At 39.3% G+C, this 13,898-nt stretch carries 11 protein-coding genes; all 11 read right to left on the minus strand.

Annotated features, from left to right (window positions below):
* Positions 1–19 precede the first annotated feature (19 nt).
* The 11 genes from mutL to MHI34_RS01375 all read right to left on the minus strand — a co-directional run bounded on the left by mutL (position 20) and on the right by MHI34_RS01375 (position 13,845).
* Complete coding sequence (gene mutL / locus MHI34_RS01325; protein WP_340833820.1) at positions 20–1,882, minus strand: DNA mismatch repair endonuclease MutL; 1,863 nt, start codon at positions 1,880–1,882, stop codon at positions 20–22.
* Positions 1,883–1,901: 19 nt separating this feature from the next.
* Positions 1,902–4,472: a DNA mismatch repair protein MutS gene (gene mutS, locus MHI34_RS01330; RefSeq protein WP_058844649.1), complete on the minus strand. Its 2,571-nt coding sequence runs from the start codon at positions 4,470–4,472 to the stop codon at positions 1,902–1,904.
* Positions 4,473–4,600: 128 nt separating this feature from the next.
* Entirely contained in the window at positions 4,601–5,248 is a 648-nt protein-coding gene (cotE, locus tag MHI34_RS01335; RefSeq protein ID WP_170829783.1) for an outer spore coat protein CotE, read from the minus strand.
* Between the two features lie 135 nt (positions 5,249–5,383).
* Positions 5,384–5,821 (minus strand): RicAFT regulatory complex protein RicA family protein, encoded by a 438-nt coding sequence (locus tag MHI34_RS01340; protein ID WP_058844648.1) that lies wholly within the window; start codon positions 5,819–5,821, stop codon positions 5,384–5,386.
* Positions 5,822–7,366: a tRNA (N6-isopentenyl adenosine(37)-C2)-methylthiotransferase MiaB gene (miaB, locus tag MHI34_RS01345; RefSeq protein ID WP_036121204.1), complete on the minus strand. Its 1,545-nt coding sequence runs from the start codon at positions 7,364–7,366 to the stop codon at positions 5,822–5,824.
* A 203-nt stretch (positions 7,367–7,569) separates the two neighbouring features.
* Positions 7,570–8,838 (minus strand): ATP-grasp domain-containing protein, encoded by a 1,269-nt coding sequence (locus MHI34_RS01350; protein ID WP_036121207.1) that lies wholly within the window; start codon positions 8,836–8,838, stop codon positions 7,570–7,572.
* Between the two features lie 589 nt (positions 8,839–9,427).
* Complete coding sequence (locus MHI34_RS01355; protein ID WP_089932031.1) at positions 9,428–10,441, minus strand: histidinol phosphate phosphatase domain-containing protein; 1,014 nt, start codon at positions 10,439–10,441, stop codon at positions 9,428–9,430.
* Positions 10,441–11,223, minus strand: a complete 783-nt coding sequence (locus MHI34_RS01360; protein WP_036121221.1) for a DeoR/GlpR family DNA-binding transcription regulator — start codon at positions 11,221–11,223, stop codon at positions 10,441–10,443. The genes MHI34_RS01355 and MHI34_RS01360 overlap by 1 nt, the downstream gene beginning before the upstream one ends.
* Positions 11,220–12,221 carry an ABC transporter ATP-binding protein gene (locus tag MHI34_RS01365; RefSeq protein WP_036121224.1) on the minus strand — a complete coding sequence of 334 codons (1,002 nt, stop codon included), beginning with the start codon at positions 12,219–12,221 and terminating at the stop codon, positions 11,220–11,222. Before MHI34_RS01365 ends, MHI34_RS01360 begins: the two co-directional genes overlap by 4 nt.
* Positions 12,218–13,003, minus strand: coding sequence for an ABC transporter permease subunit (locus MHI34_RS01370; protein WP_330493470.1), 786 nt, complete (start codon positions 13,001–13,003; stop codon positions 12,218–12,220). Before MHI34_RS01370 ends, MHI34_RS01365 begins: the two co-directional genes overlap by 4 nt.
* A complete protein-coding gene (locus MHI34_RS01375) occupies positions 13,000–13,845 on the minus strand; it encodes an ABC transporter permease subunit (protein ID WP_170829782.1) in 846 nt (281 codons plus the stop codon). Before MHI34_RS01375 ends, MHI34_RS01370 begins: the two co-directional genes overlap by 4 nt.
* Positions 13,846–13,898 lie beyond the last annotated feature (53 nt).

Here is a 13,898-nt window from a genome sequence, read left to right on the forward strand (position 1 = left end):
CCCAACTTCCCCCTTGTCTCTACATAACCCGTTTGAACATTTTTTCCACTTCATACGATGTAAAATGAATAAGCACTGGACGTCCATGAGGGCATGTAAATGGATTATCTGCATTACGTAAATCTCGTAGTAATGTTTCCATTTGTTCTTTTGTTAAATAATGATTGGCTTTGATCGATTTTTTACAGCTCATCATAATCGCCGCTGCTTCACGTAATTTTTTGACATCGGCCTTTTTCGTTGTTAGCACCTGTTCAATTAAATCCTCAATGATTTCCTGCTCTTCCCCTTGTGGGAACCAACTTGGGTGCTCACGTACAACAAAAGATGACTGACCAAATTCCTCTAAAAATACACCTACAGCTTCTAGCTCATGCTTGTATTCTCGTAAAATAAGTGCTTCATCGGCCGCATAGTGGAAAGTTAGTGGAAGCAATAATGCTTGACGTTCATGCGGATTGACTTGACCGACCTTTTCACGGAAAAATTCATATTTAATGCGTTCTTGTGCAGCATGTTGATCAATTAAATAAAAACCATCTTCCATTTGTGCAACAATGTATGTGCCATGGATTTGCCCAACTACTTCTAGTTCAGGAAATGGCTCTTTCGTAGACTCATTCTCAATTACTTCTTGTTGTTCTACACTGGTTACTTGTTCAACTGTCTCAGTCTCCAATCGCAGATCGGGCTGCCAGCTATCCTCTATCATAGTAGGTACAGGCTCTGGCACGACCAACTGTTCACGATTGCTCTCTTGAATGGTTTGGACATCATATAGTTTCTCAACAATTGCATGCATCTTCTCTACATCTATTTTGGGAGCAGGCTTCCAAATATTAAGTTGCTCATTAGTAGGTTTGACACTTTTTTCTTTCTTCTCCATCTGAGGTACGCGAATAACGCTGCGTATTTTTTCACGGATGGTTTCCTCGATTAATTTCAAAAGCTCTGGCTCTTTACTTAAACGAATTTGATGTTTCGCAGGATGCACATTGACATCTGTTAAATAAGGATCTCCCTCTATATAAAGGACAACTATCGGATAGCGTTCGATGGGTAAATACGTATGGTAGGCATCCACAACCACTTTTTGCACTAAATAATGCTTGACCCAGCGACCATTAACAAACAGAGACATATAATTTTTGGAAGCACGTGTCACCTCAGGCAAGGACACAAAGCCAGAAATTCGATAATCATATGATTCGCCTTGGAACGGCACCATCTTCTTGGCATTATGTACACCGTAAATAGCGGCCAGTACTTGTTGCACATCTCCTCGCCCATTGGTTTGCAATAATTGTTGACCATTATGCAGTAATCTGAATGCAATTTGTGGATTGCTAAGTGCTAGGCGATTCATTAGGTCTATCGTATGCCCAAGTTCAGTTTGAATAGTTTTCATATATTTTAAGCGTGCGGGCGTGTTAAAAAATAGCTGAGATACCGTTAAATCCGTACCTTTACGCAAAGGGCCAGGCTTATGTGTTAGGATATGTCCACCTTCAAGCTCTAAATGCGTTCCAGATTCACCATTTGATGTTATCAGCGTCATTTTAGAAACAGAAGCAATGGATGCCAATGCTTCCCCACGGAAACCAAGTGTACGAATGCGGAATAAATCATGTTCCTGATGAATTTTACTAGTAGCATGGCGAGAGAATGACATCAATGCATCCTCTTCATCCATACCATTACCATTATCTATTACTTGAATGGAAGTGAGACCCGCTTCTAGTAAAAAAACATCAATGGACGTACTCCCCGCATCAATGGCATTTTCCACTAGCTCTTTGACAACAGAAGCTGGTCTTTCTACTACCTCTCCTGCTGCGATTTTATTGGATAGCCACTCGTCCATAATTTGTATGTTTCCCACTAACGTATCACTCCTTTATCTATTTTTTTACGTTGATTAGCTCTTGCTGTAGCTCATATAAAATATTCATTGCCTGCATAGGTGAAGTGCCTAAAATATTGACTTTTTCTAATTTTTTTAGCACCTCTGCCTCGGCTGGTGAAATCGGCTCTTCCTCTGCAAACAAAGACATTTGCACGGGTTGTTCAGCCATTACTTGTGTTTCAGCAACTACTTCTTTCCCAGCCTCAAAATTCTCCAGTAAAACACGCGCTCTCGCTAAAATTTCTTCTGGCAATTGTGCGAGCTGTGCTACATGAATACCATAGGATTTATCAGCGGCTCCTTTTTTCACCTTATGCAAGAACACAACCGTTCCATTTTTTTCCGTAGCCGATACATGGACATTTTGTAAGCGAGGTAAATCCTTTTCCAGTGCCGTTAATTCATGATAATGCGTAGAAAACAACGTATTTGCACCGATTTTATCATGAATATATTCCATCATCGATTGTGCCAAACTCATGCCGTCATAAGTCGATGTGCCACGTCCGATTTCATCAAATAGCATCAAGCTATTTTTTGTTGCATGCATAATAGCATGTTGTGATTCAAGCATTTCTACCATAAATGTGGATTGTCCTGCTGCTAAATCATCAGCCGCTCCAATGCGCGTAAAAATTTGATCGGTAATAGGCAGTCTCGCCTTTTCAGCAGGTACATAACAGCCCATTTGCGCCATAACAACAATTAAGGCTACTTGGCGCATATAAGTACTTTTACCAGACATATTCGGCCCTGTAATAAGCATCATATTATGCTGCTCTTCTAGCACACAATCATTTGGTACATACATTTGCTTATTTAACATTTTTTCAACAACTGGATGTCGTCCCTCTATAATTTCGAGCGCACGTCCACCATGAAATTCTGGTTTTGTAAAACGATATTTTTCTGAAACACTTGCAAAGCTTAGTAAAACATCTAGCTCACTAATACTTGCTGCAAGTGCTTGTACACGTGGGATATATGCCTTTAATGCCTCCCGAATTTCCACAAACAGATTGTACTCTAATGTTAAGCTTTCTTCCTCTGCATTTAAAATTAATGCTTCTTTTTCTTTTAGTTCGTGTGTAATATAGCGCTCTGCATTCGCCAACGTTTGTTTGCGCTCATAGCGTGTTAAGTCCGCTAAATGAATATTCGATTTTGTAATTTCAATATAGTAACCAAAAATTCGATTATAGCCTATTTTTAAATTTTTAATGCCTGTTTTCATTCGCTCTTCTTGTTCAAGTTGGGCAATCCAATCTTTACCGTTGCGAGCAGCATAGCGTAGTTCGTCTAAGCGCTCATTGTAGCCATCACGGATGACATCCCCTTCTTTAATGGTAATAGGTGGATTATCAGTGATCGCCATTGCTAATAAAGCCTCGACATCTGTGCATGTATCAAGTGCTGCACCTAGTTGCTGTAACGTCTCTTTATTTGCCCCCATCAGCTGCTGCTGAATAGCTGGCACTTGGCGCAATGAATCACGTAATTGGGCTAAATCACGTCCGCCTACATTGCCAAACGCAACACGACCAGCCAAACGCTCTAAATCATATACTTGTTTTAAGGAAGCTTGTAGCTCAGTGCGCACAAAATATTCTTCCAATAAATCCGTGACAATCGCCAGCCTGTCCTCAATCGCTGTACGAGTAGCCAGCGGCTGATGTAGCCATTGTTTTAATTTTCGCCCACCCATTGCTGTCACGGTATCATCTAATAGCCATAAAAGTGTTCCTTTTTGGTCTCCACCACGAATCGATTGAATCAACTCTAAATTTCGTTTGGAGCTAGAATCAATGCGTAAATAATTTTTAATTTCATTAAACGTGAAAGCTTGAATATGCGATAAAGAGCGCATTTGTGTTTGATCGATATACGCTAACAAACGAAGACAGGCAACTTGTAATGGCTGAGGTACGGCTTCTAAATAGCTTGCTGCTTTGTCCATAGGCATTTCATCCACTTCAACTGATAGCACAATCCCAGCATGAACGGCGTGCTCTGCTAATAGTAGCTGTAAACTATCCGTTACAATAAGCTCTCGAATACCATAAGCCTGCATTTGCATTAAGAGGGCTTTTCCATCGCCTTCAATAGAAGAAGCCACTGCTTCACCTGTCGATAAATCTAAATAGGCATAGCCAAATGTCGTGTCATCTAATTGCTCTGCTGCCCCAATAAAGTGGTTGGTTTTACCGTCAAGCGCCTTACCTTCCATAATGGTTCCGGGTGTGATAAGCTGAACCACTTCACGTTTGACCACACCTTTTGCTTGCTTTGGATCTTCTGTTTGTTCACAAATCGCCACTTTATAGCCCTTTTGCACAAGTGTTTCAATATAATTTTTAGCCGAATGATGCGGCACACCACACATTGGTATTCGCTCTTTTGCGCCTGCATCTCGGCTCGTTAATGTAATCTCTAAAATTTGTGAGGCATTGATGGCATCCTCAAAAAACATTTCATAAAAGTCACCTAATCTAAAAAATAAAAAGGCATCTTTGTAGTCTTCCTTTACCTGTAGATACTGTTGCATCATTGGTGTATATGTTGTCATATAATTATTTACCTCGCTCTTACCATATAGATATTTTTATTATAACAAAAGATACATGCGAAACGCTTCCTTCACCTTTTTTAAGATGCTAGCATTTCGCATGTATCAAAAAATGATGTTTTTTAGACTTATCTTGGTCGTTCATCAGGAAACGATGAGGACTCTAACACATACCTGCTTTCTCCATCAGAGCTGGAAGATGAGCTGGAGCTTGATGAGGAGGATGAAGAACTTTCATCATTAAAGCTCCAATCTTCTTCATAGTCTAATGGATGGACACTAATACAAATTGTTGTTTCACCCATTACTTCGACAACTACTTCACGTTCTACAACAATTTCAAACTTCGTACCACATGGAGAGATAATCGCTTCAATACAATTTGGTTCTTGTATCACACGTACACGAACATCATCACCAACGCTAATTTCACCTTCACGATAATGAAGCTTCACTTTGTCTTTATAGTGAACCGTTTCGGAAAACACAGCTGTTTTCGAATGGTTACTATAGGCATACCACACATTGACATCAAATTTCCCAGTTACTTCTACAAATTTCCCGACTCTTTTCGCAGAGCAAGTATGATTGATTACCCAGCATCCTAAAATACTTGTCGGTTTATTTGTTGGTGATAATGTTACACGTTCTTCCGTTCTCTTCTTCCCTTTGGCAACTACTGCTTTCGTCACGATTTGTCGTAAACGTTTCAGCGCAATTCCTCCTTCGACTCTTTTCACTCCATCATATGCAGGTAGCGCCCATTGGGTGAACATATATTTTTAGAGAATGAAAAGTATCGTCCAAATCTTTTTCCGTGAGAGGTCTGCTATAGCATGGGAATGCTTCAATAGAAGAAGACATGAAAAAAGCTCGAATGCTGTCATTCGAGCTTTGATTTCGAGGATTTATTAAGAGCAGCTACCTGGCTGAGTATTTTCTACGTATGAACCCGTTTCACCACGAAGAACATCGCCACCAGTTGAGCGAACAATTTCATTTGTAACATTATTTGCGATGGTATTCGATACCAGTTGCAATAAGTCATTGACATCGCCTTGTGATTCTTTAAATTGTTGCACAACTGGAATAGCATTAATTTCTTCTTCGATTTTAGCAATTTTATCTTCAATCATTTTTAATGCTTTTTCTTTCCCTAAGTGTTGGAAATTAACCGCCTGTTTTTGTAAGCTTTTTAAGCTTGCAATACGTTCACGTACTTGTTGATTTTCATTAATCTGTGCTTCTGCCTTTTTGAAAAATTCAACCTCTGGTGTATTTGCAATCATATGTGCAATTTCATGTGATTTTTTAATTAAATCTTCTTTTGTATATAACACTTGTGTCATTTACGCTTCCACCTTTTCATTTTTTACGACTTCCACAAATTCACCCGTAAGTGAATAAGATGTAGTCTCTATTATTTTTACTTTTACTAATTGACCAATTACTTCTGCTGGTGCTTTAAAGTTAACTAAACGATTTTTCCGCGTATAGCCCGCTAGCACATCGTCTCGTCGTTTACTTGTACCTTCAACTAATACTTCGACAACCTCACCATTTAACCGTTCTAATGCTTTGCGTGAGTATTCACCCACCACTTCATTTAAACGTTGAAGACGCTCTTTTTTCACCTCTTCAGGTACATTGTCGACCATTTTGGCAGCTGGTGTTCCTTCACGAGGAGAATAAATATACGTAAATGCAGCCTCAAAGCCAACTTCACGATATAAGGACAATGTTTCCTCAAATTGCTCCTCTGTTTCATTCGGATAGCCAACGATAATATCTGTTGTTAATGTTACTTCAGGTATTGCGGCTTTAATTCTGTCTACTAAACCAAGGAAATGCTCTCGTGTGTATTTACGCGCCATAATTTTTAGGACGTCATTCGAGCCAGATTGAACTGGTAAATGGATATGCTCCACTAAGTTGCCACGCTTTGCAAGGATTTCGATTAAATGATCATCAAAATCACGCGGATGACTCGTAGTAAAACGGATACGTGGAATATCGATCTTTCTTAATTCATCCATTAAATCGCCAAGACGATAGTCGATATCCTCAAAATCCTTCCCGTAAGCGTTGACATTTTGTCCCAGCAGCATAATTTCTTTATAGCCTGCAGCCGCTAACTCACGAACTTCGGCAATGATTTCCTCTGGACGACGACTGCGCTCTTTACCACGAGTATACGGAACGATACAATACGTACAGAATTTATCGCAACCATACATAATATTAACCCAAGCCTTAATGGAGCCAAGTCGTTTTTTCGGCAGATTTTCAATGACATCGCCTTCTTTAGACCAAACCTCAATCACCATTTCCTTCGACATATAGGCTTCTTTTAAAATGTTTGGTAAACGGTGAATATTGTGCGTACCAAATACCATATCGACGTGTGGATAGCTTCTTAAAATTTTATTAACAACAGATTCCTCTTGCGACATACAGCCACAAACCCCGATAAGCATCTCAGGGTTTTTTCGTTTATATTTCAGCAGGAAACCCAGTTCTCCAAATACTTTGTTTTCTGCATTTTCACGAATAGCACATGTATTCAGCAAGACAACGTCAGCCTCTTCAATCATCTCTGTTGGTGTGTAACCAAGCTGCATAAAAATCCCGGCCATCACTTCTGTGTCATGCTCATTCATTTGGCAGCCATAAGTACGAATATAGAAGGTGCGATCTTTGCCCATTTCTGCGAACTCTTCTGCAATGCTAAAATCCTTATGATACTTGACATCTTCTTTGCCACGTTTTTTAGCATCTTTTAAGGAAGGTGCTGTAAAGACCTTCTCAAAATATTTACTATAATCCTTTTCAGGCTTGTCTTCTTTTTTTGGTTGATTGACCTGTTGATTAGCTAAGCGTTGTTCCTCATTCATCGCAATCAGGTAACTCCTTTCAAACGAAATCCATGCACTTGAATTCCCATTTTATTATTATACTGAATAGTTGATACTTCCTACAAGGTTTGCGCCTCAAATGTCGTGGTTTCGACTTAATTACATGATGATAGGAGTAATTATCCATCAGCTTTAGCGTTCTATCCTTCAGTTTTGAAGCGCTATCCTTTCGTTTACATATGCTAACCATCGCTTTCATTAAAATACTTGCTGTACTTTACATGTAAGTACTGATTATACAATTTCAGCTTCATCCAACGTTTAATATTCATATCTTCTTTATACAGTAATGCATCTGTGTATTGTCCTTCTTTCACTAATCGCTTTGCTTCTAATTTTAATTTTTCATTGTTCATGTGTTTAAATAAAGTTTTTAGCGGAAGTAGTGACCATAGATGCTTAGTTTGGACATACGTTCGTTCATGATAAACGCCAAGCAAATAATCATCCACCATATACTGCATTAAATTATGACCGCTCGCCGTCACATAGTAGCTGGAAGCCCCTGCTCGCAAATTCATTTCAAATAGCTTATAGATCCCGTCTCGAGCATCATATTTCATATCAAAATTAGCAAAACCTGTATAGCCAATGTCCTCTAAAAAGTATCGAATGGAATCCATTAGCTGTTCATCGTAGTCTGTCATAACAGCTAAAGAAATACCTTTATTTTGCGGAGAAGGATCTTCAAGCAGTTTATTGCTGACACACATCAATTTGACTTTATGATCTCTTCCTACAAATACATCTAGTACACGAATAGAAGAATCATCACCTGGAATAAATTCTTGAACAATCAAGGAATCTTCATAGCTTGAACGATAAATACTGCGAATAATGTATTGCATCTCACTGGCATTATTTGCAAGAAATATTTTTTTCTTTTCGGGAAATGAACAGTGCGTATATGTCACTGCATTGGAAGGTTTAATGATAATGGGATACTGGAAAGGGAGTTCGCTGACTGCGTGATGCTCATTAGTTATGATCATGGTTTTGGGGTAGTTTAACTTATACTGATCACAAAGCTGATAAAATTTTTCCTTCGTTTGCACCTTCTTTAGTAAAGCTTGATCTATATAAGGTAAAATAAAATATGTTTCAAGCCGTTCTTTATTTTCAATGATAAGCTCTGCATAATAGCAGTCACAAACGATTAAAATCAATTTATTCTGTTGGCACTGCATGGCAACCTCGATTAAAGCTTGTACAAAATGGGCAGGGTCATCTAGACGCTCTACATAGTGAAAATCCAGAATGCTACTATTTTGCGTAGCAATTCCCTGTGAGCCTCCCAAAAAGAGTGAACGCATTGTTGCCCCTTTTACAGTGGGCTCAATAACAAGACTCTTGATACGATACGCTTCATAAAAAGAGCGGGCAACCCCGTAGGCATACTGACCCGATTGTATAATAATAGGTAAAAAGGGTTGTTCTTTTATACATGTCAATTTGACTCGCCTCACATTATAAAAATGAATTTAATCATTTGTATGCCAGCTACATTATACTTATGTAACAGAATGAAAAGGCACTATTATGTAACTTTAGTGCCTTTTCATAGTGTTGAAAAACAAAACTATCCATAGAATTTTTGTGAAAGGTGAAAATGGATTTCCGTTGCAGATTACTTACTTTCCTGTCGGCTCGCCTGTCTCGCTATCCCACGGGAGTCAAGTAGCCTTCCACTCCATAAAAATGTTAACTTTTTTTGCAAAGGTTCAAGTGAAGGTATTCACTACTCTTTATGGAGGGGTGTTGTCACACATCACTTCTCCACATTGAAAATAAGAGGCTATCCTCTCTTATAATATAAATAATGGGCTATTTTGTTCAGGAAAAGACACTTTTGCAGAATGGTTGATTGGAGCGGAGCCAACGTCACTCCTAGGGGATTAGCGTCACAGTTGAGACATTGGAGCGAACGGAGTGAGTGAAGCAGCTCGTCGGACGCCCCCTGGAAAGGACGCTGGCAGAACGGAAATCAACCCCTCGCCTTTCAAAATGGCTGTTTCTGCTGTTGACATCACCTTTTTTCCATCACGTTAATGCTATCATTTTTTTGACTCGCTGCTCAAAAGCAACAATAGCTTGAACACCGTGATTTTTTAGTAGCTCGGTATTAGCACTTGTATATTTACCTAGATCATCAGGGAAATGCGCATCAGAGGATATAGTAAAAGCCACTCCATGGTCAAGTAAGGTTTGTAAAAAACGAGGGCCTGGGCACATTTCCTTTACAGGGTAACGATAATACAGCCCAGCATTGATTTCAGTGGCAGTTTGAGTTGTCGTTAGGGCCTGGGCAATCCGTTTATACCAGGCATCAAGAAAAGCATGATTCTCCACCTGATAATTAAATACTTTAAAATTATCTAAATGTGCAACAAAATCAAACATATTGGAATGAATCATTTGCTCGACAACCTTAAAAAATTGCTCATAACTTTGTTGTAAAGCAGACTGATCCATTTGCTCAAAAAGATGTTGTGTTTGAGGATTATCAAAGCCCCAGCCGTCAACAAAATGGACAGAACCAATCACATAATCCCAAGGATAACCAGCTAATAAAGCAGCTAATTGCTCTTCCCCTCCAATAAAATAATCTGCCTCTATACCCAGTCTCAAAGTAATGCCATGTTGATGCCATTTTTCCTTCGCCTGCTGAATGGTCGACACAAAGGCATCTATATTCTCTGTCATCACGCGATCTAGCCAATAGCGCTGTACTTGACCAATCTCACTATCATCCAACCTCATAAAGCGTTCGAAATAGGCACGCGTTTCTTGAAAACGATATAAATGATCAACAATGCCTACCTCACGCAAGCCAAGCTGCTTGGCCTGTTCGAGATATAAATCCAACCATTCCTCACTATAACACCCCTTTTGTACTCGCTGTACTAACCGCTGTACTTGACAGGACATTTGTTGCTTGGAGCCTTTTTTCGCCTCATCCTCATGCTGGAAAAACTCCAGTGCCTGTGATGTACGCTCTAGCCAGCGAAATGAATAAGGTCCCTCTTCTAAATGTACATGATAATCAATTGTCATCAGCTTTTCCCTCCATTACATACCGTCCATTTTTCCTCATAGGCTTGCCATTCTAATGGACAAGTACTTTCACAAAGAATTTCTGTACATTCATCAAGATGACAAATTTGAAAAAATGATTTGCCATTTATTTTGGTTGCATCGGCTAATAAATAACTCACTTTACTATGCTTGAGCATCTTCTTAGAAATAAGGGATTCATCCAAATCGTAATCATAAACAATGCCCTCACTAATGCCACCGCACGATAAAAATGTCTTATCAAAATTCATATTATCAAGCATCTCTAAAGTCATAGCACCTGCAACTGAAGATTGTTTTGGATTCGCAGTGCCTCCTAGTAATATGACCTTGCCTGTCATACGTCGTTCTTCTATGGCTAAATTAAATTGTATTGCTGCTGCAATCGAGTTCGTTACAACCGTTATATCATCAACCGCTAGTAAAAAATCGGCCATATGGACCGTTGTCGTACCTGTATCAATTGCAATGGTATCACCATCACAAATACGTTTTGCTGCCATACGAGCAATTTGGCGCTTTGCCTCTTTTTGCATTTGCAGCTTGCGTAAAAATACAGGCTCGTTGCGCACGTTCGTATATTTAATAGCCCCACCATGGACTCTCGATAATAAATGCTGCTGCTCTAATTCATCAAAATCTCGGCGAATTGTTTCTGGTGCTACCTGAAGGGCATCGGCAATATTGGCAACAATGATTTTCCCGTCTCTCTCTAATTGCTTTAATATAAAATCAAATCTTTCAAGTTTGGCGTACGTCATGATAGTGCAATCACATCTTCTTTTGCGACATAACAGTTATAGGGTTTGCCCATTTCAATCGAATAGCCTTGTTGATGTAGTTGTTCCATTGTAAACACCGTTTCACCATCAAATGTAGTACGAATAATATTGCCACTCATTAATGATTGTTTAGCGATTCCTACTAGACACATATCTCCTTCTCGTTGATTGAGATGCAGTGCTTCTGGTCGAATGGCAAATTTAGAGGCTTGCTCGACTAAAGATTCTCCAAGCATGTTTTCTAAAGTCTCGCGTGTAAAGACATTATAATGCCCAATAAAGTTTGCAATAAATTCATTATTCGGTCTTGTATAAATCTCTGTTGGTGTACCGTTTTGAGCAATGCTCCCATTATTCATGACAAATATTCTGTCTGAAACGGCCATAGCCTCTTCCTGATCGTGCGTTACCAAAATCATTGTCATATTGAGCTTACGTTGAATAGCTCGTAAATCTGCTTGTAGCTTCTTGCGAATTTGAGCATCGAGTGCACTAAGGGGTTCATCTAATAGCAGCACTTTAGGACGGACGATTAACGCACGTGCCAGAGCAACACGCTGCTGTTGCCCCCCCGATAATTCGTTCGGGTAAGCATTGGCTTTCTCACTTAGATGAACGAGGGCTAGCATTTCTTGAACACGCTGCTCGATGTCTGCCGCATTGACTTTTTGCATGCGCAAACCAAAGGCAACATTTTCTTGCACAGTCATATTAGGAAAGAGTGCATAGGATTGAAAGACCATGCCCACTTGACGATCCTTTGGCTGTACGCCACTCATATCTTTTCCTTCAATTGTAATTTTACCAGACGATGCATCTGTTAAGCCTGCCACAATGCGCAAAATGGTGCTCTTGCCACAGCCGCTAGGACCTAACAATGTAATAAATTCACCCTTTTGGATATTCATCTGAATATTGCTTAAAACCGTTGCTTGTCCATATTTTTTATGAAGCCCTTCAATAATAAGATAACTCATAGATTTGTAGCACCTTTCGATCGTTTTGTTACAATGGCAATGACAAATGTTAATAGACCCATTAGCACGATATAGATAAAAACAACTGCACTTGCAATATGTCCACTTGTGCTAAGCTTTTTCATTAAGTAAATTTGAACTGTTTCAAAGCGAGAACCAACCACAAGGTTAATCAAAACAAATTCACCAAATAAGACGGAGAATGATAACAAAGCACCTGCAAATAAGCCTGGATAAACGCTAGGCAGTAAAATTTTTGTGAAAGCCTGCCTTTTTGATGCACCAAGCAATTGGGCCGCATCAAGTAGCTGCCTTGCATCTATATTTCTTAAACTATTTCTTGTTCCTTGATAGATATAAGGAAGAATCCCCACCACATAGGCTCCTAGAACAACGAATATCATTGGTATACCTATTTGGCTATACACTCGAATGAGCCCTACAGCTAAAATGATTGCAGGGAAAGAATAGACCATGACCACTGCTATCTGTATCCATTTTTCGTATGTAGGAAAATACAAAACAATAACGAAAATGGCTGGCACAATGACAAGGAGTGCAATACTAACCGCACCACTTGCTAATAACACAGAACGGCCAAATGCCTGGATAAAATCGGTATCCTGAAACAATGTGGCAAGCCATTTTAATGTAAGTCCTTCTGGTAATATTGTTTTATTCCATTTCGATGCAAATGCATAAAGCGTCGTTGCCAATACTGGCAATAGTAAATACCCCACTAACAAGAGGAAAAAGAAATCAGCCAAGCCTCGCTTTTTCATTTTACTTTCCTCCTTGTTTTAGAGATACTCCACTCACTAATTAGCATGGCTGTCACCATTGTCACTGCTAATATAACAGCAATGGCACTAGCTAGCTCTGGCTGAGCAAAAATATCACCTTTTATTAAGGAACCTATACGAATGGCCACTAAATTATAATTACTGCTTGTTAGAGCATAGGCAGAGGCATACGCTCCCATTGCATTAGCAAATAACACACTAAACGTTCCTACAATCCCAGGTAACATAACTGGTAAACCAATCTTCAGCCAAAATTGCCAACTAGACGCTCCTAATAAAGCTGCTGCCTCCTTCCACTGTTGCTGAATCCCATCATAAATGGGATATAACAACATTAGCGATAATGGCAGCTGGAAGTAAATATAAATAAGTAATAAACCACCCCAGCTATAAAGAGAAAAGGATGTCAAAGCATCAATGTCCCATTTTTCAAATAACAATGTAAATAGACCACTATTACCAAGTAAAACGATAAAAGCAAATGCTAGCGGTATACCTGAAAAATTGGATGTTAAGTTCGTTAGTATTAAAATTTTCTCCCGTACTGGCTCAGTCAACTTCATCATGGCATAAACAGCGAACAATGTGACTACTAATGCAATAACAGCCGATACAACAGACAATGTAATACTATTTTTAAAGCCTTGCAATATATAGTCGTTCGTAAAAATGGACTCGTATTGCGTTAATGTAAAGCCCTCACTATTTTGAAAGCTCGTAATAAGCATATACAGTAAAGGCACTAGGAAAAATAATAAGAGTAGTACAAGAAAAGGCGAAAGCCAGGCAATGGACTGCCGCTTCGATATCAACACAACCACTTCTTTCTATAATTACTTGCGGCTCAAGAAGGATAGTAGTCGCTCCAACCTAA

This window comes from Lysinibacillus sp. FSL L8-0126 (assembly GCF_038630385.1).
Classification (GTDB): domain Bacteria; phylum Bacillota; class Bacilli; order Bacillales_A; family Planococcaceae; genus Lysinibacillus; species Lysinibacillus fusiformis_D.

Coding starts and splice junctions, on each gene's coding strand:
- mutS (WP_058844649.1), bottom strand. CDS start 4,472: ATGACAACATATACACCAATGATGCAACAGTATCTACAGGTAAAGGAA.
- cotE (WP_170829783.1), bottom strand. CDS start 5,248: ATGTTCACCCAATGGGCGCTACCTGCATATGATGGAGTGAAAAGAGTC.
- MHI34_RS01340 (WP_058844648.1), bottom strand. CDS start 5,821: ATGACACAAGTGTTATATACAAAAGAAGATTTAATTAAAAAATCACAT.
- miaB (WP_036121204.1), bottom strand. CDS start 7,366: ATGAATGAGGAACAACGCTTAGCTAATCAACAGGTCAATCAACCAAAA.
- MHI34_RS01355 (WP_089932031.1), bottom strand. CDS start 10,441: ATGACAATTGATTATCATGTACATTTAGAAGAGGGACCTTATTCATTT.
- MHI34_RS01360 (WP_036121221.1), bottom strand. CDS start 11,223: ATGACGTACGCCAAACTTGAAAGATTTGATTTTATATTAAAGCAATTA.
- MHI34_RS01365 (WP_036121224.1), bottom strand. CDS start 12,221: ATGAGTTATCTTATTATTGAAGGGCTTCATAAAAAATATGGACAAGCA.
- MHI34_RS01370 (WP_330493470.1), bottom strand. CDS start 13,003: ATGAAAAAGCGAGGCTTGGCTGATTTCTTTTTCCTCTTGTTAGTGGGG.